The sequence below is a fragment of the Pimelobacter sp. 30-1 genome, from assembly GCF_018831735.1.
GTDB lineage: Bacteria > Actinomycetota > Actinomycetes > Propionibacteriales > Nocardioidaceae > Nocardioides.
Genome location: NZ_NHTS01000006.1, coordinates 441,543 through 463,179, shown reverse-complemented (window position 1 = coordinate 463,179; position 21,637 = coordinate 441,543). Strand labels below are relative to the sequence as shown.

Here is a 21,637-nt window from a genome sequence, read left to right as displayed (position 1 = left end):
GCCCGGAGGACCAGGTCCTCCGGGCCGTCGGCGTACTGCGTCGGGGTCAGTCCTCCGGGTCGTCGAGCCGGGCCAGCCAGGTGGCGAAGCGCTCGATCGGCGTCTCGAAGTCGGGGTGCACGTCGACGAACTCCTGGAGCCGCTCGCCGAGCCAGGCCAGGGTGACCTCCTCGTCGCCCCGGCGCTGCTGGAGCTCCTCGATACCGCGGTCGGTGAAGTACATCAGCTGAACGCGCGCTCGATCAGGTCGGCCTGCTCCGCCGCGTGCCGCTTGATGGTGCCGACGGCGGTGGTGGAGGAGGACGCCCGGGTGATCGGCTCGACCGCACGGCCCAGCTCGGGCACCACGTTGAGGTGGTACGACGGCCACGGCCCCTGGTTGAAGGGCTCGTCCTGGACCCACTTGACCTGGGCGTTCGGGTACTTGGCCAGCTCGGCCTTGATCGCCTCGGTCGGCCACGGGTAGAGCTGCTCGACCCGCAGGATCGCGACGTCCTCGCGCTCGCTCTTCTTGCGCTCGACCATGAGGTCCCAGGTGAGCCGGCCCGAGACCAGCAGCACGGTGGAGACCTTGGCCGGGTCGGCGCTCGCGTCGCCGATCACCGGGCGGAAGTCACCGCTGGTGAAGTCGGCCGGCTGCGAGGCCGCCTCCTTGCGCTTGAGCATCGACTTCGGCGTGAAGACGATGAGCGGCTTGTGCTCGCCGCCGAGCGAGTGCCGGCGCAGCAGGTGGAAGTACGACGCGGGCGTCGACGGCTGGGCGACGACCATGGACTCCTCGGCGCACAGGGTGAGGAAGCGCTCGATGCGCGCCGACGAGTGGTCGGCGCCCTGGCCCTCGTAGCCGTGGGGGAGCAGGAGCACCACGCCGGAGTCCTGGCCCCACTTGGTCTTGCCCGCGGAGATGTACTCGTCGATGACCGACTGGGCGCCGTTGACGAAGTCGCCGAACTGGGCCTCCCACAGCACCAGCGCGTCGGGACGCGCCACCGAGTAGCCGTACTCGAAGCCGAGGGCGGCGTACTCGGAGAGGAGGCTGTCGTAGACGAAGAACTTCGCCTGCTCCTCGGTGAGGTTGGCCAGCGGGGTCCACTCGTCGGCGTTGTGCCGGTCGATGATCGTCGCGAAGCGCTGCACGAACGTGCCGCGGCGCGAGTCCTGGCCGGCCAGGCGGACCGGGCGGCCCTCCATGAGCAGCGAGCCGAAGGCGAGGATCTCGCCGGTGCCCCAGTCGATCGGGCCGTCGGCGATGGCCGCGGCGCGACGCTGCAGCTGGGGCATCACCTTGGGGTGGACGGTGAAGCCGTCGGGCGGGGTGACGTAGGCGTCGGCGATCCGCTTGAGGACCTCGGCCGAGACGGCGGTCTGGGTCTCGCCCGCGGTCTTGTCCGGGTAGTCGGGGACGGTCGTCCACTCCTTGGGCGCCGACGACGCCTCGCGGACCTCGGTGAAGACGCGCTCCAGCTGCTGCTGGTAGTCGCGCAGGACCTGCTCGGCCTCCTCGATCGTGATGTCACCACGACCGATGAGCGACTCGGTGTAGAGCTTGCGCACCGAGCGCTTCTGCTCGATCAGGTCGTACATCAGCGGCTGCGTGTACGACGGGTCGTCGCCCTCGTTGTGCCCGCGGCGGCGGTAGCAGACGAGGTCGATGACGACATCGCTGTGGAACGTCTGGCGGTACTCGAAGGCCAGCCGCGCGACACGGATGCAGGCCTCCGGGTCGTCGCCGTTGACGTGGAAGATCGGCGCCTGGACCATCCGGGCCACGTCGGTGGCGTAGAGGGTCGAGCGCGACGAGCCCGGCGAGGTGGTGAAGCCGACCTGGTTGTTGATGACCAGGTGGATCGTGCCGCCAGTGCGGTAGCCGCGCAGCTGGGAGAGGTTGAGCGTCTCGGCGACCACGCCCTGGCCGGCGAACGCGGCGTCGCCGTGCAGGAGCAGCGGCAGCACCGGGAACTTCTCGCCCTGGTTGAGCACGTCCTGCTTGGCCCGCGCGATGCCCTCGAGGACCGGGTCGACCGTCTCGAGGTGTGAGGGGTTGGCCGCGACGGAGACCTTGATGGTCTCGCCGGTGCCGGCCACGAAGGCACCCTCGGCGCCGAGGTGGTACTTCACGTCGCCGGAGCCCTGGACCGTGCGCGGGTCGATGTTGCCCTCGAACTCGCGGAAGATCTGGTTGTAGGACTTGCCGACGATGTTGGCCAGGATGTTGAGCCGGCCACGGTGGGCCATGCCGATGGTGACCTCGTCGAGGCCGGCCTGGGCGGCCGCCTCGGCGATCTCGTCGACGACCGGGACGGTCGTCTCGCCACCCTCGAGCGAGAACCTCTTCTGACCGACGAACTTGGTCTGCAGGAAGGTCTCGAACGCCTCGGCCTGGTTGAGCTTGAGCAGGATCCGCAGCTGCTCCTCGCGCGGGGGCTTGCTGTGCGGCTGCTCGACGCGCTCCTGGATCCAGCGACGCTGGTCGGGGTCCATGATGTGCATGTACTCGATGCCGGTGGTGCGGCAGTAGGAGTCGCGCAGGATGCCGAGGATGTGGCGCAGCTTCATGAAGCGCCGGTCGCCGCCGCCGAAGGAGCCGGTCGGGAACTCGCGCTCGAGGTCCCACAGCGTCAGGCCGTGCGACTCGATGCGCAGGTCGGGGTGGCTGCGCTGCTTGTACTCGAGCGGGTCGGTGTCGGCCATCAGGTGGCCGCGCACGCGGTAGGCGTGGATCAGCTCGAGGATGCGCGCCTGCTTGTCGATCTCGTCGTCGTGCGAGGTCGCGATGTCGTTGTTCCAGCGGATCGGCTCGTACGGGATGCGCAGCGCGCGGAAGATCTCGTCGTAGAAGCCGTCCTGGCCCAGCAGGTAGCGGTGCACCTGGCCGAGGAACTCACCCGACTGCGCGCCCTGGATGACGCGGTGGTCGTAGGTCGAGGTCATCGTCATGATCCGGGAGATCGCGTTGCGCGCGATGGTCTCCTCGGAGGCGCCCTGGAACTCCGGCGGGAAGTCCATCGAGCCGACGCCGATGATCGCGGCCTGGCCCTGCATGAGGCGCGGCACCGAGTTGTTCGTGCCGAGGCCGCCGACGTTGGTGAGGCTGACCGTCGTGCCGGAGTAGTCCTCCATGGTCAGCTTGTTGTCCTTGGCCTTGCGCACGATCTCCTCGTACGCCGTCCAGAACTGCGCGAAGTCCATCGACTCGCACGCCTTGATGCTCGGCGCCACCAGCTGGCGGGTGCCGTCCTTCTTCTGCTGGTCGATGGCCAGGCCCAGGTTGATGTGGGCCGGCGTGACCATGGTCGGCTTGCCGTCGATCTCGTCGAAGGTGTTGTTCATCGCCGGCAGCGCCTTGATCGCCTTGACGATCGCGTAGCCGATGAGGTGGGTGAACGACACCTTGCCGCCGCGGGCGCGCTTGAGGTGGCTGTTGATGACGATGCGGTTGTCCCACAGGAGCTTGACCGGGATGTTGCGCACCGAGGTCGCCGTCGGGACCGACAGCGAGATGTCCATGTTCTTGGCCGTGGCGGCCGGGATGCCGCGCAGCACGGTCAGCGTCGGCTCGTCGCTGGCGGTGACCGGCGCGGGACGCGGGGCGTCCTTGGGGGTCGGCTTGGGGGCGTCGGCCTTGGGCGGCGTCGGCGTCGTCGTGGAGGCAGGGCTGACCTGGGGAGCGGGGGTCGCCTTGGGCGTGGGCGCGGCCTGCGCGGCCGGCGCCGCGGGGGCGGCCGGCGCCGCAGGAGCCGCGGCCGCGGCGGGCGCGGCCGGGGCGGCGGTGGTGGCCGTCGTGGTCGTCGTCGCCGTCGCGGTGACGCCGTTGGTCTTGAAGTAGGCGGCCCAAGCAGCATCCACGCTGCCCGGATCGGCCTCGAACCGCTCCTTCATCTCCTCCACGAGCCACTCGTTGGCTCCGAAGTCCGCAGGAACGGGTGATCCGGTGGACTGGTCTGACGACTGCGTCACGACGTGCTTCGCCTCTTCCGATGAGCTGCTCCGACCCGCGTACCGGTAGCGGGTGCTGTCGACCGCCAAGGCTAGTCCCATGCCGAAGCAAATACCGACCCTCGGTCACCCTTTGAGGCAGGGTGTTGCGCATCAGACATTCCGCCCGGGTACCGGGGGTGGAGCGAACGGGGGTGTCGAAGGTGCTACGCAGAGCGGATCGAGCCCGGATCGTGGCCGTCGTCACGGTCGCGGTCCTGGCCCTGGGCGGGTGCTCGGGAGGCGACGACAAGAGCTCCTCGGACGGCCCCGAGCCGTCCGGGCACGCCACCCCGGAGGTGCCGGCCGACGCCCGGCTCGGCAAGGTCCGGGGCCGGCTCGGCCCGGCCAAGGCCGATGCCGTCCTGGCCGCGGTGACCACGGCCGTCGAGGCCTGGGTCGCGGGGGCCTACGGCGGGGACTACCCGCGCACCGACTTCGCCCCGGCCTTCGCGGGCTTCACCGCCGACGCGCGCCGGCTGGCGCTGCGCCAGCCGGAGGTGATGAGCAATGCCGCCGTCGGCGCCGGCCTGGAGACGGTCGAGGTGACCGAGCGCCGGATCCGGGTCGACGTCCTCGGCGTCGACGGGCGGGCCGCCGGGGCGACCGCCCGGGTCCGGATCGGGCTGCGGCTGACCGGCGGGGGAGAGCGGACCGAGTCCGTGACCGGCCGGCTGCTGCTGACGCCGGTCAAGGGCGGCGGCTGGCAGGTGTTCGGCTTCGACGTGAGCCGTGGCGAGGAGGGGGCGTGATGGTGCGCAGGATCCTGCGGACGCTGGTGCTGGGGCTGGTCCTCGGCGCGACCGCGCTCGTCGTACCGGACAGTGCGCCGGCGCCGACCGTGCTGACCCTGGTCAAGATCGACCGCGCCACCGGCGTCGACGTCGACCCGGACGTGGTGTGGATCCTCGCCGCCGGCGTCGACACCCGCCCCCGCGAGGACCCGCTGCGCAGCCGCGCCGACGCGCTCCAGCTCATCGCCATCGACACCCGCACCGGCGCGGCGAGCGCGGTCGGCATCCCGCGCGACAGCTGGGTGCCCATCCCCGGCCACGGCTCCAACCGGGTCAACGCCGCCCTCTACTACGGCGGCCCCCAGCTGCTCGGACGCACGGTCGGCGACCTGGTCGGCGTCCAGCCCGACTACGTCATGCTCGCCACCTTCAGCGGCCTGGCCCAGCTCATCCGCGGCATCGGCGGCATCACCGTCGACAACCCGCGCTTCTTCGCCGACTCCCACCTCAACCCCGAGGGCTGGAAGGCCGGCCGGATCAAGATCGACGGCATGCGCGCCGTCGAGTTCGCCCGGGTCCGCAAGTCCCTGCCGCAGGGCGACTTCGACCGCTCGGCCAACCAGCAGCGCGTCATCCGCGGCATCCAGCGCAAGATCGCCGCCAACGCCGACCGCCCCGGCTGGATCGAGTCCGGCGTCCTCAGCGTCCTGCAGCACCTCAAGACCCAGGGCGTCTCGCCCAAGGAGCTGTTCCGGATCGCCCAGGCCATCGCCCAGGTCGACCACCGCAAGGTGACCACCTGCGTGCTGCCCGGCAGCATCGGCAACATCAACGGCGCCAGCGTCGTCCTGCCCTCCGTCGGCACCGCCCGCCGCTACGGCGACGACGCCCGCAAGGACGCCACCATCAAGCGCTGCTGAGCGTCCCGTCCCGCGCCTCCCGGGCCCCCTTGCCCGCCAACCCGTCCGCCTGCTCGTTGCCCGGGTCGCCCGCATGCCCCTTGACCCAGTGCCAGGCCACGTCGTGCTCGGCCGCCGCCACGTCGAGCCGGCGCCACAGGTCGTCGTTCTTGACCGGCGCCTTGGCCGACGTCCGCCACCCGTTGGCCTTCCACTTCGCCACCCAGGACATGATCCCGTTGCGCACGTAGCTGCTGTCGGTGTGCAGGTCGACCTCGGAGCGCCGGGTGAGCGTCTCGAGCGCGCGGATGGCCGCCATGAGCTCCATCCGGTTGTTCGTCGTGGCCGCCTCGCCGCCGTACAGCTCGAGGGTGTGGTCGCCGTAGCGCAGCACGGCGCCCCAGCCGCCCGGACCCGGGTTGCCGAGGCAGGCGCCGTCGGTGTGGATGGTGACGCGGGAGCTGGCTTCGGGCATCCGCACAGCGTAGGTCAGGCGGGCGCGTCGTCGAGCGCCAGGAACCCCGCAGCCATGGCCGCCGCGTCCACCCGCAGCACGACGTACGCGCCGCGCCGGGCGCCGACGCGCTCGGCCGTGGTGCGCTCGGCCGTGGTGCGGTCGGGGGAGAGGTGGACGTGGTGGCGCCGGCGCCGGTCGAGGCCGAGCCCGGATCAGGTCACGGCTCCACGGGAGCCGCGGCCAGGGTCCGCCGCGAGTACGGCGACGAGGTCGTCGAGCACGAGGCCGATCGAGTCCGGCCGATGGCGCAGGACCAGGGAGAGGCGTTTCGACAGGGATGTGTCGTGGGAGTTCATGCGGCGCCTCCGGCAGGATTCGAACCTGCGACACCTGGTACCGGAAACCAGTGCTCTATCCCCTGAGCTACGGAGGCATGCACCTCATGGAGGTGCGGTCAGGAACCCTACCGGTCCATATCCGTGCAAGAGAAACCGGTGCCCATCGATAGGCTTGCCCGTGTGACTCCGGCCCAGCTCTCCGCCACCATCGTCGACGCCCTCCAGGCGCTCGTCGCGCAGGGTTCGCTGACCCTGCCCGACGGCGTCCCTGCCGAGGTGACGGTGGAGCGACCCCGGCAGAAGGGGCACGGCGACTACGCCACCAACGTGGCGCTCCAGCTGGCCAAGAAGGCGGGCACCAACCCGCGGGCGCTGGGGGAGCAGCTCGCCGAGCAGCTGCGGGCCGCTGACGGGATCAGCGGGGTCGACCTGGCGGGGCCGGGCTTCCTCAACATCTCCGTCGAGGCGGGGGCGCAGGGCAAGGTGGCGGCCGAGATCGTCGCGGCCGGTACGGCGTACGGGCGCACGGACACCCTCGCCGGGCAGCGGATCAACGTCGAGTTCATCTCGGCCAACCCGACCGGTCCGCTCCACCTCGGGCACACCCGGTGGGCGGTGCTCGGCGACGCGATCGCGCGGGTGCTGGGGGCTGCGGGCGCCGAGGTGACCCGGGAGTTCTACATCAACGACCGTGGCGTGCAGATGAACAACTTCGCCGCCTCGATCATCGCGGCGGCGCTGGGGCAGCCCAAGCCCGACGACGGGTACGCCGGCGCCTACGTCGAGGACCTGGCCAAGGCCGTCGGCGAGGCCAGCCCGGGCATCTTCGACCTCGAGGGTGACGAGCGGCTGGCGGCGGTGCGGGCCAAGGGCTACGAGCTGCAGCTCAAGGAGCAGCAGGACCAGCTCGACATGTTCAACACCCACTTCGACGTGTGGTTCTCCGAGCTGTCGCTGCACGAGTCCGGGTCGGTGCCCGAGACGCTGGCCAGCCTCAAGGAGAAGGGCCACGTCTTCGAGGACGGCGGCGCGCTCTGGATGCGCACCACCGACTACGGCGACGACAAGGACCGCGTCCTCATCAAGTCCGACGGCGAGCTGACCTACTTCGCCTCCGACACCGCCTACTACCTCAACAAGCGGGCGCGGGGCTTCGACCGCTGCATCTACCTGCTCGGCGCCGACCACCACGGGTACGTCGGCCGGTTGCGCGCGATGGCAGCCTGCGCCGGCGACGACCCGGCCCAGACGCTCGAGGTGCTGATCGGCCAGCTGGTCAAGATCATGCAGGACGGCGAGGAGCTCAAGCTCTCCAAGCGCAAGGGCACGATCGTCACCCTCGACGAGCTCGCCCAGGAGATCGGCGTCGACGCGCTGCGCTACTCGCTCGCGCGCTACCCGGCCGACTCGCCGCTGGTGCTCGACGTCGCCGAGATCACCAAGGCGACCAACGACAACCCGGTCCACTACGTGCAGTACGCCCACGCCCGTACCTGCCGGATGCTCGCCAACGCCGCCGACCTCGGCATGACGCTGCCCGAGGGCGACGCGTTCGACCCGAGCCTGCTCGACCACGAGCGCGACGGCGAGCTGCTGCGCGCGCTCGCGGAGTTCCCGCGGGTGGTCGCGAGCGCCGCCGAGCTGCGCGAGCCGCACCGGATCGCCCGCTACCTCGAGGACACCGCGTCGGTGTTCAACAAGTGGTACGACACCAAGGAGTGCCGGATGCTGCCCCAGGGCGATGAGCCGGTCGGTCCGGCCAACCTCGCCCGGATGGTGCTCGTCGTGGCGACCCAGACCGTGATCGCCAACGGCCTCGACCTGCTCGGCGTCTCCGCGCCCGAGCGCATGTGACCCCGGGAGAGACGACGCGATGACCCACGAGGCCGGCTGGGCGCACGCGCCCGGCGCCCTGCGCGGACCTGCCTGGCTCCAGGCGCCCGCCGACGTCAACACCCTGGTGCCGCAGCTGTGGTCGGCGACCGCGCACAAGACCGAGAGCGGCGACCTGGTCGTCGGCGGGCTGCCGATCGCGGACCTGGTCGCCGAGCACAACACCCCGGCGTACGTCCTCGACGAGGACGACTTCCGGGGCCGGGCGCGTGCCTTCCGAGACGCCTTCGCCGACTACGACGTCTACTACGCCGGCAAGGCGTTCCTCTCCGTCGCGGTCGCCCGCTGGGTCGCCGAGGAGGGTCTGCACCTCGACGTCTGCTCGGCCGGCGAGCTGACCGTCGCGCTGCGTGCGGGCGTCGAGCCGGCCCGGATCGGCTACCACGGCAACAACAAGACCGTCGCCGAGCTGCGCCGTGCGGTCTCCGCCGGGGTCGGGCGGATCATCGTCGACTCCTTCCAGGAGGTCGAGCGGCTCGCGATGGTCGCCGCCGACACCGGGCTCCCGGCGCGCGCGATGGTCCGGGTGACGGCCGGCGTCGAGGCGCACACCCACGAGTACATCGCGACCGCCCACGAGGACCAGAAGTTCGGCTTCTCGATCACCTCCGGCGACGCCTTCGAGGCCGTACGACGCCTCCACGAGGCCCCCGGCGTCGAGCTGCTCGGCCTGCACTCCCACATCGGCAGCCAGATCTTCGACTCCGCCGGCTTCGAGGTCGCGGCCCGCCGCGTCCTCGGCCTGCACGCGCGCGTGGCCACCGAGCTCGGCGCGGTCATGCCCGAGATGGACCTCGGCGGCGGCTTCGGCATCGCCTACACGACCCAGGACGACCCGCGCGAGCCCGCCCAGCTCGCCGCCGAGCTCACCGCGATCGTCGACCACGAGTGCCGCGCCCTCGACGTCGCCCGCCCGCGGCTCTCGATCGAGCCCGGCCGCGCGATCGTCGGCCCGGCGATGTGCACCGTCTACACCGTCGGCACGGTCAAGCAGGTCACCCTCGACGCCGGCGCCGTGCGCACCTACGTCAGCGTCGACGGCGGGATGAGCGACAACATCCGCACCGCGCTCTACGACGCCGACTACTCCTGCACCCTGGCCGGCCGCCGCTCCGAGGCCACCCCGGTGCTCGCCCGCGTCGTCGGCAAGCACTGCGAGGCCGGCGACATCGTCGTGCGCGACGAGTTCCTGCCCGGCGACATCGCCCCCGGCGACCTGCTCGCCGTGCCCGGCACCGGCGCCTACTGCCGCTCGATGGCCTCCAACTACAACCACGCCCTGCGCCCGCCGGTGATCGCGGTCAAGGACGGCGTCGCGCGCGTCATCGTGCGCCGCGAGACCGAGGACGACCTGCTCGCCACCGACCTCGGCTGACCTGTCGGACCGGGGTCCTCAGCTGCGCCCGAGCAGCCGGACCGGCCCGTCGCCGTACTTCTCCAGGACGTCGCCGGGGTTGGCCAGCGCGCACGAGCGCATCGACAGGCAGCCACAGCCGATGCAGTCGTCGAGGGTGTCGCGCAGCTTCTGCAGCTGGGCGATGCGGTCCTCCAGCTCGCTGCGCCAGCCGCGCGAGAGCCGCGCCCAGTCGGCCTTGGTCGGCGTACGTCCCTCGGGGAGCGTGGCGAGGGCGGCGCGGATGTCGGACAGCGAGATCCCGACGCTCTGCGAGACCCGGATGAAGGCGACCCGGCGCAGCACGTCGCGGTGGTAGCGGCGTTGGTTGCCGGCGGTGCGGATGCTCTCGATCAGGCCCTCGCGCTCGTAGAAGTGCAGGGCGGAGATGGCGACGCCGGCGCGCCGGGACACGTCGCCGGGGGTCAGGTCGTGGCTGCGGAGCTCGCGGTTCATCTCGGTCATTGACCTCAACCATACTTGAGGTTGTCGAATGACGTCATGCACGCGATCCGCCACCACGCCTTCGGGCCCGCCGACGTCCTCCGCCTCGAGCAGCTGCCCGACCTCGACCCCGCGCCCGGTCAGGTGCGGATCGCGGTCGAGGCGGCCGGCGTCCACCTGCTCGACACCTCGATCCGGGCGGGGGAGTCGTTCGGTGCCGGGGAGCCGCCGGAGCTGCCCGTCGTACCGGGTCGCGAGGTCGCCGGGTACGTCGACCGGGTCGGTGCCGGTGTCGACCCGGCGTGGATGGGGCAGCGCGTGGTGGCGCACCTCGGCTTCGCCGGCGGTGGGTACGCCGACCAGGCGGTCGTCGCCGCCGACCGCGCCTACGTCCTGCCCGACGCGCTCGACGCCCCGACCGCGGTGGCCGCGATCGGCACCGGACGTACTGCCGCCGCGATCCTCGAGCTCGCCGACCTCACTCCCAACGACATCGTCGCGGTGACCTCCGCGGCGGGCGGGCTCGGCGTCCTGCTGCTCCAGGGGGTACGCCACGTGGGTGCGGTCGCGCTCGGGGTCGCGGGCGGGCCGGCCAAGGTCGCGCTCGCCGCCCGGCACGGTGCGGACCCGTCGCTGGACCGGCACGACCCCGACTGGTGCGCGCAGGTGCCCGAGCTGACGCTCGTCCTCGACGGGGTGGGCGGCGAGGTCGGTCAGGCGCTCTACGACCGGCTCGCGCCGGGCGGCCGGCTGGTCCGCTACGGGTGGGCGGCCGGCGTCCAGAACGCGTACGACGACCCGGAGCGCCGGGTGGTCGACGTGCTCGGCCCGCCCATCATGAGCCGGCTCGCGGAGTTCGAGAGCGCGGCGCTCGACGCGGCCGCCGACGGGACCCGGGTGCCGTACGTCGGCTCGGTGTTCCCGCTCGCCGACGCCGCGGCCGCGCACCGCGCCCTCGAGACGTCCGCCGTGACCGGCAAGGTCGTCCTGGTGGTCGATCGGCCCGCACGGTGACCGCGGTCGCCCCGGTCCCGGTGGAGTCACCGTGGCGGGGACGGCACGGGCGCACCACGGTCGGCGTCTTCTCGCTCGCCTTCCTCTTCGCCTTCGAGGCGCTCGCCGTCGCCACGGTGATGCCCGACATCGCCGACGAGCTCGACGGCCTGCGCTGGTACGCCGTGGCCTTCGCCGCCCCGCTGGCCGCCGCCGTCGTGGCGCTGCCCGTCACGGGCGCCGCCGTCGACCGGCTCGGACCCGGCCCGGCGCTGCGCCGCGGCCTGGTCGTGTTCTGCGCCGGCGTGGTGCTCGCCGGGCTCGCCCCGAGCATGCCGCTGTTCCTGCTCGGCCGCCTCGTCCACGGGTACGGCGGCGGCGTCCTCGGTGTCGCCCTCTACGTCCTCATCGCCCAGGCCTACCCGGAGCGGCTGCGCCCGCGGGTGTTCGCGGTCCTCACGATGGGCTGGGTGCTGCCCGCGCTGGTCGGCCCGGTGGTCGCGGCGTGGGTGGCCGCCACGGTCGGCTGGCGGTGGGTCTTCCTCGGGGTCCCCGTGCTCGCGGTCGCGGCCTGGCTGCTCGTCGCCGACGCGCCCTCCGCGGCCGGGACCAGCGCCGCCCGGCCGGCCCGGCTGCCCTTCGCGCTGCTCGCCGCGGGCGGGGTGCTGCTGGTGAGCGTCGCCGGCCAGCGGTCGCTGCCGCTGTGGCCGGTCCTCGTCGCGGCCGGTGTCGCGGCGATCGTCGCCGGGGGAGGGCGGCTGCTCCCCCCACGGGTGTGGACGCTGAGGGCCGGGCTGCCCGCCGTGCTCGGCACCCGCGCGGCCGTGGGGACGGCGTTCGCCGCGGCCGAGGTCTACCTCCCGCTCCTGCTCACGCTCGAGCGCGGCCTCAGCCTCACCCAGGCCGGCTGGGTGCTCACCGTCGGCGCCCTGACCTGGTCCGGTGGTGCGGTGCTCGCCGCCCGGTGGGCCCGGCTCGCCGACCAGCCCGGACGGGTCCGGCTCGGGGCGGCCCTGCTGGCGCTGGGGATCGGCGGCTTCGCGCTCGTGGCGATCCCGGGGGTGCCGCTCGTCGTACCGGTGTTGGCGTGGGGGTGCGCCGGCTTCGGCATCGGCCTGGCGTTCCCGACCCTGTCGGTGCTCGCGCTGGGCACCGCCGGACCGGACCGGGCCGGCGAGGTCTCCTCGTCGCTGCAGCTCAGCGATTACCTGGCCAACAGCGCCGGCGTCGCGCTCGGCGGCGTCCTGTTCGCGGGCTTCGCCGAGACCGCGCCCGTCCCGGCGGCCACCGCACTGGTCGTCGCGGCGGCCGTCCTGGGGGCGCTCGCGCTCGTCCCGGCCCGCCGGCTGGAGGCGTGAACGAGGCCGATCCGGCCGCAAGGTGTCCGCCATACGCAGCGGGTGGCCGGACACTCCACCGGCGCCGATACCCTAGAGCGGTGAACAGTCCTCTCAAGGTTGCCGTGCTCGGCTGCGGATCCGTCGGGTCGCAGGTGGTGCGGCTCCTCGGCGAGCAGGCCGACGACCTGGCGGCGCGGGTCGGGGCCCGGGTAGAGCTGGTCGGCGTCGCCGTACGCCGGCTCGACGCTGCCCGCGAGGTCGACGTCCCGGCCGATCTGCTCACCACCGACGCCGCGGCGCTCGTCGCCCGCGAGGACGTCGACGTCGTGATCGAGGTGATCGGCGGCATCGAGCCGGCCCGCTCGCTCATCCTCTCCGCGCTCGAGAACGGCGCCTCGGTGGTCACCGCCAACAAGGCGCTGCTCGCCGAGGACGGCCCGACGCTCTTCGAGGCCGCCGAGAAGGCCGGTCGCGACCTCTACTACGAGGCCGCCGTGGCCGGTGCCATCCCGATCCTGCGCCCGCTGCGCGAGTCCCTCGCCGGCGACAAGGTGACCCGGGTGCTCGGCATCGTCAACGGCACCACCAACTTCATCCTCGACAAGATGGACACCTCCGGCGCCGGCTTCGCCGACGCGCTCGAGGAGGCCCAGGCGCTCGGCTATGCCGAGGCCGACCCCACCGCCGACGTCGAGGGCTTCGACGCCGCCGCCAAGGCCGCGATCCTGGCCAGCCTGGCGTTCCACTCGCGGGTCACCGCGGCCGACGTCCACCGCGAGGGCATCACCGACGTCTCGGCCGGCGACGTGCGCTCCGCGCGCGAGATGGACAGCGTCGTCAAGCTGCTCGCCATCGCCGAGCTGCGCCCCGGTGCCGACGGCGACGACGCCGTCAGCGTGCGCGTGCACCCGGCGATGATCCCGCGCTCGCACCCGCTGGCCAGCGTCCGCGAGGCCTACAACGCCGTCTTCGTCGAGTCCGAGGCGGCCGGCCAGCTCATGTTCTACGGCCCTGGTGCCGGCGGCTCGCCGACCGCGAGCGCCGTCCTCGGCGACCTCGTCACGGTCGCCCGCAACCACCGTCAGGGCACCCGCGGCGTCGGCGAGTCGGCGTACGCCGACCGGGCCGTGCTGCCCATGGGCGAGACCCGCACCCGCTACCACGTCGCCATCGACGTCGACGACCGCGCGGGCGTGCTGGCGGCGGTGGCCCTGGCCTTCGCCGAGCAGGGTGTCTCGATCCAGACCGTCCGCCAGGAGGGCCGGGGCAACGACGCCCAGCTCGTCGTCGTCTCGCACGAGGCCACGGACGCGGCGCTCGCCGCGACCGTGGAGCACCTGCGAGGCATGGAGATCGTGCGCGAGGTCACCTCGGTGATGCGCGTCGAGGGAGCAGAAGAGTGAGCAGTACCGCCAACGGACAGTGGCGTGGCGTCATCGAGGAGTACCGCGAGCTCCTCGACATCCCCCAGGACACCCCCGCGGTCACGCTGCGTGAGGGCGGCACCCCGCTGGTCCACTCCGGGTGGCTCTCCGGGCTGACCGGCGCCGAGGTGTGGCTCAAGGTCGAGGGCAACAACCCGACCGGGTCGTTCAAGGACCGCGGGATGACGACCGCGCTGTCGGTCGCCGTCCACGAGGGCGCCAAGGCCGTGGTCTGCGCCTCGACCGGCAACACGTCGGCCTCGATGGCCGCCTACGCCGCCAAGGCCGGTGTCACCCCGATCGTGCTCGTGCCCGAGGGCAAGATCTCCGCGGGCAAGATGGCCCAGGCGGTGCTGCACGGCTCCCAGGTCATCCAGGTCCGTGGCAACTTCGACGACTGCCTGCGGATGGCCCGCGAGATGGCGTGGAAGTACCCCGTCGCCCTGGTCAACTCGGTCAACCCGGCCCGGCTCGAGGGCCAGAAGACGGCCGCCTTCGAGATCGTCGACTTCCTCGGCGACGCTCCGGACTTCCACCTGCTGCCGGTCGGCAACGCGGGCAACATCTCGGCCTACTGGCTCGGCTACACGCAGTACGCCGCGCTCGGCCGCGCCACCAAGCGCCCGGTCATGCGCGGCTTCCAGGCCGAGGGGGCCGCGCCGCTGGTGACCGGCGAGCCGTTCCCCGAGCCGGAGACCGCGGCGACCGCGATCCGGATCGGCAACCCGGCCTCCTGGAAGCTCGCCGAGGCCGCGCGCGACGAGTCCGGCGGCCGCTTCGCCGCCGTGTCCGACGCCCAGATCCTCGCCGCCCAGAAGGCGCTCGCCGCCAACGACGGCGTCTTCGTCGAGCCCGCCTCGGCGGCCGGCATCGCCGGCCTGCTCGCCGAGCTGGCGGCGGGGGAGAGCTACGCCGGTGCGACCGTCGCGGTCACCGTCACCGGGCACGGCCTCAAGGACATCGCCACCGCCCTCGACGGCCTGGTCCTCCCGGACACCGTCGTGGACGCCGACGTCGACGCCGCCGCCCACGCGGCCGGACTCTGAGCCCGGGCCAGGCTCGATGACCTTCGTCGCCGGCCCCGTGCGCGTCCGGGTGCCCGCCACGTCGGCGAACCTCGGCCCCGGCTTCGACACCCTCGGGCTCGCGCTCGACCTGCGCGACGAGCTCGAGGCCGAGGTGCTGGCCGACGGCCTCGTCGTCGAGGTCACCGGGCACGGCGCGGGTGCGGTCCCGCTCGACGAGCGGCACCTCGTCGTACGGGCGATGCGGGCGACCTTCGACCGCCTCGGCAAGCAGCCGACCGGCCTGCGCCTGACCTGCACCAACGTCATCCCGCACGCCCGCGGCCTCGGCTCCTCCTCGGCCGCCATCGTCGGCGGCGTCTGGCTGGCCCGCGAGCTCGTCGCCGGCGGCCGGCTGCTGCTCGACGACGCCGAGCTGCTCGACCTCGCCGCCCAGCTCGAGGGTCACCCCGACAACGTCGCCCCGGCCCTGCTCGGCGGCTTCGTGATCTCCGGCCAGGACGCCGACGGCGGCTTCTGGGCCGTCCCGGCCGGCGTCGACCCGCGGATCAGCGCGGTCGTCTTCGTCCCCGCCGACCCCCTCTCCACGGAGGCAGCCCGCGGCCTGCTGCCCGCCGCGGTCCCGCACGCGGACGCCGCCGCCAACGCCGGCCGCGCCGCCCTCCTCGTCGCCGCCCTCTCCGGCCGCCCCGAGGAGCTGCTGCGCGCCACCGAGGACCGGCTGCACCAGGACTACCGCCGCCCGGCCATGCCCGCGAGCCTCGCGCTGGTCGACGCGCTCCGCGCGGACGGCGTACCGGCGGTCGTGTCGGGCGCCGGCCCCACCGTCCTCGCCTTCGCCGACGGCCTCGGCACCGCCGCCACCGAAGCCCTGCTCGCGCGCTGCCCCGACGGCTGGGACGCGCGCGCCCTGATGCTCAGCAGCACGGGTGCCGTGGTGGTACATTGACGCTGCGCCGCAGTTCTCGGCGCCGGCGAGCACGGCTCGCCCTCTCCCTCCCGACGCGAAGACCGGCACCGTCCGGACCGGTCGTCGCAGGAGCTCACAGGACTCAGACCAGTGCGCTGGTCCGCTCCGGATTCAGCCGGGCCCGGGCCGCGCGAGATACGTGGGAAGGACTCACGTGACCGAAACTCCCGACTCCACCCCGTCGGCGCCTGCCGCCGCCGAGAAGGCGCCCCGCAAGCGCTCCGGTGGACTCAACTCGATGCTCCTGGCCGACCTCAAGGCGATGGCCAACGGCATGGGTATCGCCGGCGCCGGATCCATGAAGAAGGCCGCCCTCGTCGACGCCATCAAGGCCGCCCAGGCCAGCGGTGGCAGTGGTGGTAGCGGCGGTGGCGGTGCGGCTCGGCCCGCTGAGCGGGCGCCGCAGCAGCAGGCCGCCCCCGAGCAGCCCGCGGCCGCCGAGCAGCCCGCGGCCGCCGAGAAGCCCGCCCCTGCCGAGCAGCCCGCGGCCGACAAGCCCGCGCCGGAGCGGTCCGCGCCCGAGAAGCAGGCCGACCAGCAGTCCGGCGGCAAGGGCAAGGGCGGCAACGGCGGCGGCAAGCAGCAGAAGCAGAAGCAGGGCGGTCAGCAGAACCAGCAGCAGGGCAAGCAGCAGCAGCAACAGCAGCAGCCCGCTGCCGCGAAGCAGCAGCAGCCCGCCAAGCAGCCGCCCCCCGCAGCCCCCGCGGACGCCCCCCACGACGCCCCGAACGACGCCGACCTCGACGACGACGGCGACGGTACCGAGGGCGGCAGCCGCCGCAACCGGCGCCGCCGCGGCCGCGACCGGGACCGGACCACGCGGGCCGGGCGCGAGCCCGACACCGAGGTCCGCGAGGACGACGTCCTGGTGCCGGCCGCCGGCATCCTCGACGTGCTCGACAACTACGCGTTCGTCCGGACCAGCGGCTACCTGCCCGGCACCGACGACGTCTACCTGTCGCTGTCGATGGTGCGCAAGTACGGCCTGCGCCGCGGTGACGCGATCACCGGTCAGGTCCGCCAGCCGCGCGACGGCGAGCGCCGCGAGAAGTTCAACCCGATGGTCCGCATCGACACCGTCAACGGGGTCGACCCGGAGCAGGTCAAGAACCGGGTGGAGTTCACCGAGCTGACCCCGGTCTCGCCGACCGAGAGGCTCCGGCTCGAGACGACCTCGGAGAACCTGGCCGGCCGGCTCATCGACCTCGCCGCGCCCGTGGGCAAGGGCCAGCGCGGGCTCATCGTGTCGCCGGCGCGGGCGGGCAAGACCACCCTGCTCCAGCAGATCGCTGCGGCGATCACGACCAACAACCCCGAGTGCCACCTGATGGTGGTCCTGGTCGACGAGCGTCCCGAGGAGGTCACCGACTTCGAGCGCTCGATCAAGGGCGAGGTCATCGCGAGCACGTTCGACCGCCCCGCGGCCGACCACACGATCCTGGCCGAGCTCGCCATCGAGCGCGCCAAGCGCCTGGTCGAGCTCGGGCACGACGTCGTCGTCCTGCTCGACGGCCTGACCCGCCTGGGCCGGGCCTACAACCTGGCCGCCCCGGCCAGCGGCCGGATCCTGTCCGGCGGGGTCGACGCCTCGGCGCTGTTCCCGCCCAAGCGCTTCTTCGGTGCGGCCCGCAACATCGAGAACGGCGGCTCGCTCACCGTCCTCGCCACCGCCGTGGTCGACTCCGGCTCGCGCGTGGACGAGGTGATCTTCGAGGAGCTGCGCGGCACCGAGAACCTCGAGCTGCGGCTGCGCTCGGACCTCGCCGACAAGCGCGAGTTCCCGGCGATCGACGTGGTCGCCTCCGGCACCCGCCGCGAGGAGCTCCTGCTCGGCAAGGAGGAGCTCGAGATCGTCTGGAAGCTGCGCCGCGAGCTCGCCGACGGCGACCGGGTCGAGGGCCACGGGACGCTGCTCCAGCGGCTGCGCAACAGCAAGTCGAACTACGAGTTCCTGCTGCGCGTCCAGCGCGACTAGCTCGACAGCTCGGGAGGCGCCGACCGGACCGGAACGGCGCCTCCCGAGTGATGGACGAGGCGGATCCTGACTCCGTCTCGCGTTGTGGCGCGCCCACGGACCGATGCCTCGAGCGCACGGCCGTAGGGAGATGCGCACGCCGCCGCACGCCGCCGCGCGCCCGCCGCGCCCCGGCGACCTCGCCCGCCTGCGGAAGTGATGGCCGGCGAACGGTCGCCCCGATGCGATCCGTGCGTTCGGCGGCGCGGCCCGTGTTCTCGGCGACCGCCGGATGTCTGACATGAACTGTCCTGAATCGGACACAAGCAGTTCCTATCGGCACTTGACGGGCATACCTGAGCGATCTAGTTTTGCAGTGCAGTTGTTATATTCGGGAAAGTTTCACTGTGAAATGAGGAGATTGTCTTGGACACTCATCGCGACGACGTCACCTTCCGTACGGGTAAGCTCGCCGGCCTGATCGCAGTCGTAGCGCTGCTGCTCGCCTCCGTGGCGCTGCTCGACAGCCCGGCCAACGCGGTCAGCGCCAGCTGCACCGCGGTCAAGCAGACCGAGGCCAGCTCGGGGCTGGACTCGCACCGTGCGCGGGCGATCTGCTCGCGGATCGCTTCCGACACCAAGGTGCGCGCCAAGCTGGTGCGCAACGCTGCCAACGACTACGAGGGCAGCTGGTTCACGACGACCAACAAGTACTACTACACCGGCTGGGCGACCTGCTACGCCGGCTGCTCCGCCCGCTACGACGTCACGGCACGCTGAGGAGCCGTGGCCGCTTGCTGATCATCGAAGGCGCCTCGGTTTCGTACGGTCGCCGGGTGGTCATGGATCGGGTCTCAGCTTCGCTGGGGCCCGATCCGGTCGCCATCACGGGCCCTAGCGGGTCGGGCAAGTCGACCCTGCTCCGCGTGCTTGCCGGGCACCAGTCCCTCGACCGGGGAGATGTCACGCTCCACGGGACCCCTGTGGTGCGACGCACGTGGTCGCGTTCGAGTGACACCAGGATCGCGTTCGTCCACCAGGACTACCAGCTGGTTCCGTACCTCAAGGTCGTCGACAACGTCCGCCTGGCGTGCGAGCTGCGTGGGGTCGAGGCGTCCGCGTCCACGGCCCTCGAAGCGCTGGGCCAGGTCGGATTGAGCCCTGAGCACGCGGACAGGTGGCCGGAGACCCTCTCGGGAGGCGAGCAGCAACGAGTGGCCATCGCCCGAGCGGTCGCTTGCGGTTCCGATGTCCTGATCGCCGACGAACCGACCGGCGCTCTCGACACGGAGACCACCTTGCAGATCGCGGCTCTGCTGACGCGGCTCGCGACGGAGCGCGACATGCTGGTGCTCGTCGCGACGCACGATCCCGTCGTTGCCGAAGTCATGCCGCGCCGTTTCCACCTCGCCGACGGCAGGCTCGGGGAGCTCGCATGAGCTCACGCCGTCTCCTCTGGTCGTTGCTCAGGCGCTCGTGGCGTTCGGTGGTGGTGATCGCCGCAGCGGCCGCCCTCGCTGCGGGCGTTGCCACCGCCACCGCTGCGATCCGCGCCTCTGCACTCGATGCACTCGCGGCTCAGGTGGTCGCGGACCGGGGCTACGCCCAGGGTGTGTCGATCCAGGGCTCAGAGGAAGCGGCTGCGTTGCTCGCGCGGCGTCCCGACCTGACCGGTCTGCTGATCGCGCCGGGCACCGTGACGTCGCCGGCCGGTACGGCTCCGGCCGAGGTCAGGGCACTGACCGACGCGCGTCCTCCGCTGGGCGCGCTGCTGAGCGGGCGTCGAGCCGCCGACGCGACCGAGGTCGTCGTGAGCGAGCCGCTGGCGAACGCCCTCCAGGTCGCTCTCGGGGATCAGGTCTTCCTCACGGTTCCGGACGGGCCTTCGGGTCAGCGCACGGTCGTGGGGATCGGCGTGGACCCGGCGACCTCGGGCTCCGCCTTTGCGGTCACGATGTCGAAGGAGATCGACGCTTCCGCCGTGACTGCTTGGTTGGCGCCCGCCTTCGACGAGGAGATCGACGGGCTCGAGGGCGTTGCGGGCGTTGCGAGCACGCAGACGGCTGCTGCCGACCAACGTGATCGTCCTCCGGCGCGCGTGGCTGCGCTGCGCTACGTGACGACTGGTCTTGCTGTCCTGCTCCTGCTCGGACTGCTGGCGGTCGTCCTTCCGCACGCACGGATGGCCAGGACGGTGGTCCGAAGCCTCGAAGCGGCCGGCCTGGACACTCGGTCGGCCTGGCGCCAGATACGCCTTGCCGCGCTCGTCGTCATCGTCGGCGGCATGGTCGCGGGAGCACTCGGCGGAGCGCTGGTGATCCACCTGCTCGCCTCGTCGGTGGACGAGCGGCTGGGGCAGCACTGGATGAGCGTAAACGTGCCGTGGTCGCCGGCGGTCGTCCTCCTCATCGTCGCGACCGCCGGCTGTTGCCTTCCGGCCCGGCTGACGATGGCCCTTTCGCGCCGGCCGTTGCTTCTCGCGCCCGCTCTTTCGGGGAGCGGCGGCTGGGTGCTGGCCGCGGTGACGCTCCTCGGCGGCGGGGTGCTGGCGGCGATCAGCATCTCTGCGGGCCGCGGCAACGCCGACGTCAGCAATCCGGTACTCCTGGGATTGATGGGCGCGACACTGTCGGCGGCCGGGATCGTCCTCCTCGGTCGCACGGTGTCGGTGGTGCGTCAGCCGCCCGCAACGCGTGCCGTCGTGAGGTGGCTCGCCGACCATGCTGTGCTCATCTCCCTCGTCTGCGCCGTCGCGGCGGCCGGCGCCAGCACCTACACCGCGTTCCTGACGCGCGACACGAGCTCGTTGGCGAAGGTCAACCTGACGAATCAGCAGGACGGCTCGCTCATCGTCTCCGGCGTTCCTGAGGTGGTCGCCGAAACGCTGGTCGGGGACTATCGCGATCGGGGAGGCGACGACGTCCGCGTCGTCGGGCTCCCGGAGCGAAGCCTGGTGCCGAGCGTGACCACCCCCGCGTTCGCGGAGTGCATGCGCGAGGGGACGCTCACCACGTGCAGCGAAGGCGTCGCCCCAGCCGACCAGGTGCTGGCCTCGATCGGGTTCGACCCCGCGTTGTCGGCCTCGGTCCCACCGAGAGCGGCGGGGGCGGCGGTCCAGGACGGACGGATCGGGCTCCTGTTCTTCGGATCAGGCGACCCCGAGCGTGCCGATGTGCGCGTGGTCGCTGCGACGGCCGACCCGGAGCTGCGCGTTGACGATCCGATGCCGTCGGTGCTCCTCTCGCCGCAGTCGGAAGTCGCCGTCGAGATGGGCATCCGGCCTTCGGGGATCGTCGATGTCGAGCTGGCGGGCTTCGGTCAGCTCAGCATCGAGGACGCGGCCGCAGTTCGTGGGCTCGTCGATCGACTGGCTCCCACGGCACTCGTGATCGAGCCAGACGTTGATTCCTCGTTCTTGGAGCACGAGCTCAGTCTAGCCCGTTTGATCGCGATCCTCGCGGCGGCTCTCTGCGCCGCGTTGTGCCTGGCGTCGGGCGCTGCGATCGCCGTCTCGAGCGCGCCGACGCGTCGGCTGCTCTCGGAGGTCGGGGCCGGCGTCGCGCGCCGGTTCTCGATCGGGTTCTGGGCATTCCTGCCGGCCCTGGGCGCATCCGTGGCCATCGCGATCGGCGTGCCGTGGCTGACAGCACAGTGGTCAGGGGGCGGTGCTGCGGTGGGCTGGCACTGGCTTCTGCCGCCCGGAGCTCTCTTCGCGTCGTCGCTGGCGATCGTCCTGGCGCTCGCCCGCAATCCGACCCGCTAGGACGGCGACTCCGTGGCCCGGGCGGGCGCGGTGGT

General features: G+C 72.4%; 17 protein-coding genes and 1 tRNA gene. 13 read left to right on the top strand and 5 right to left on the bottom strand.

Features of this window, described 5'->3' with window-relative positions; translation table 11 throughout:
* Positions 1–46: 46 nt before the first annotated feature.
* Both CCO04_RS17160 and CCO04_RS17155 read right to left on the bottom strand, forming a co-directional pair.
* Positions 47–223 (bottom strand): DUF6104 family protein, encoded by a 177-nt coding sequence (locus tag CCO04_RS17160; protein ID WP_170222502.1) that lies wholly within the window; start codon positions 221–223, stop codon positions 47–49.
* Entirely contained in the window at positions 223–3,879 is a 3,657-nt protein-coding gene (locus CCO04_RS17155) for a multifunctional oxoglutarate decarboxylase/oxoglutarate dehydrogenase thiamine pyrophosphate-binding subunit/dihydrolipoyllysine-residue succinyltransferase subunit (RefSeq protein ID WP_252373487.1), read from the bottom strand. Before CCO04_RS17155 ends, CCO04_RS17160 begins: the two co-directional genes overlap by 1 nt.
* A 290-nt stretch (positions 3,880–4,169) precedes the next feature.
* Here CCO04_RS17155 and CCO04_RS17150 point away from each other — a divergent pair, with 290 nt between their 5' ends.
* On the top strand, positions 4,170–4,727 hold the full coding sequence (locus tag CCO04_RS17150) for a hypothetical protein (RefSeq protein WP_215815330.1): 558 nt from the start codon (positions 4,170–4,172) through the stop codon (positions 4,725–4,727).
* Positions 4,727–5,629, top strand: coding sequence for an LCP family protein (locus tag CCO04_RS17145; RefSeq protein WP_215815329.1), 903 nt, complete (start codon positions 4,727–4,729; stop codon positions 5,627–5,629). The genes CCO04_RS17150 and CCO04_RS17145 overlap by 1 nt, the downstream gene beginning before the upstream one ends.
* Here the strand turns inward: CCO04_RS17145 and rnhA are convergent.
* On the bottom strand, positions 5,616–6,083 hold the full coding sequence (gene rnhA / locus CCO04_RS17140) for a ribonuclease HI (protein ID WP_215815328.1): 468 nt from the start codon (positions 6,081–6,083) through the stop codon (positions 5,616–5,618). The two genes, CCO04_RS17145 and rnhA, sit on opposite strands and share 14 nt — an antisense overlap.
* 342 nt (positions 6,084–6,425) lie before the next feature.
* Positions 6,426–6,498 (bottom strand) — tRNA-Arg (locus CCO04_RS17135).
* Positions 6,499–6,583: 85 nt separating this feature from the next.
* Between CCO04_RS17135 and argS the strand changes: the two genes are divergently transcribed.
* Positions 6,584–8,257, top strand: coding sequence for an arginine--tRNA ligase (gene argS / locus CCO04_RS17130; protein WP_215815327.1), 1,674 nt, complete (start codon positions 6,584–6,586; stop codon positions 8,255–8,257).
* 19 nt (positions 8,258–8,276) lie between these two features.
* Entirely contained in the window at positions 8,277–9,671 is a 1,395-nt protein-coding gene (gene lysA / locus CCO04_RS17125; protein ID WP_215815326.1) for a diaminopimelate decarboxylase, read from the top strand.
* Positions 9,672–9,689: 18 nt separating this feature from the next.
* On the opposite strand, the gene soxR is transcribed toward lysA, so the two are convergent.
* Entirely contained in the window at positions 9,690–10,154 is a 465-nt protein-coding gene (gene soxR / locus CCO04_RS17120; protein WP_215815325.1) for a redox-sensitive transcriptional activator SoxR, read from the bottom strand.
* Positions 10,155–10,190: 36 nt separating this feature from the next.
* Between soxR and CCO04_RS17115 the strand changes: the two genes are divergently transcribed.
* The 9 genes from CCO04_RS17115 to CCO04_RS17075 all read left to right on the top strand — a co-directional run bounded on the left by CCO04_RS17115 (position 10,191) and on the right by CCO04_RS17075 (position 21,602).
* Positions 10,191–11,147, top strand: coding sequence for a zinc-binding dehydrogenase (locus tag CCO04_RS17115; protein ID WP_215815324.1), 957 nt, complete (start codon positions 10,191–10,193; stop codon positions 11,145–11,147).
* Positions 11,144–12,484 (top strand): MFS transporter, encoded by a 1,341-nt coding sequence (locus CCO04_RS17110; RefSeq protein WP_215815323.1) that lies wholly within the window; start codon positions 11,144–11,146, stop codon positions 12,482–12,484. The genes CCO04_RS17115 and CCO04_RS17110 overlap by 4 nt, the downstream gene beginning before the upstream one ends.
* A gap of 80 nt (positions 12,485–12,564) precedes the next feature.
* The gene (locus CCO04_RS17105) at positions 12,565–13,869 is read left to right on the top strand and encodes a homoserine dehydrogenase (protein WP_215815322.1); all 1,305 of its coding nucleotides are present in this window, start codon (positions 12,565–12,567) and stop codon (positions 13,867–13,869) included.
* On the top strand, positions 13,866–14,936 hold the full coding sequence (gene thrC, locus CCO04_RS17100; protein WP_215815321.1) for a threonine synthase: 1,071 nt from the start codon (positions 13,866–13,868) through the stop codon (positions 14,934–14,936). The genes CCO04_RS17105 and thrC overlap by 4 nt, the downstream gene beginning before the upstream one ends.
* A gap of 16 nt (positions 14,937–14,952) precedes the next feature.
* Positions 14,953–15,864: a homoserine kinase gene (gene thrB, locus CCO04_RS17095; RefSeq protein WP_215815320.1), complete on the top strand. Its 912-nt coding sequence runs from the start codon at positions 14,953–14,955 to the stop codon at positions 15,862–15,864.
* Between the two features lie 175 nt (positions 15,865–16,039).
* Positions 16,040–17,860 (top strand): transcription termination factor Rho, encoded by a 1,821-nt coding sequence (gene rho / locus CCO04_RS17090; protein WP_308281299.1) that lies wholly within the window; start codon positions 16,040–16,042, stop codon positions 17,858–17,860.
* Positions 17,861–18,265: 405 nt separating this feature from the next.
* Positions 18,266–18,619, top strand: a complete 354-nt coding sequence (locus CCO04_RS17085) for a hypothetical protein (protein WP_215815319.1) — start codon at positions 18,266–18,268, stop codon at positions 18,617–18,619.
* A 14-nt stretch (positions 18,620–18,633) separates the two neighbouring features.
* Positions 18,634–19,278, top strand: coding sequence for an ABC transporter ATP-binding protein (locus tag CCO04_RS17080; protein WP_215815318.1), 645 nt, complete (start codon positions 18,634–18,636; stop codon positions 19,276–19,278).
* Positions 19,275–21,602, top strand: a complete 2,328-nt coding sequence (locus tag CCO04_RS17075; protein ID WP_215815317.1) for a hypothetical protein — start codon at positions 19,275–19,277, stop codon at positions 21,600–21,602. Before CCO04_RS17080 ends, CCO04_RS17075 begins: the two co-directional genes overlap by 4 nt.
* Positions 21,603–21,637 lie beyond the last annotated feature (35 nt).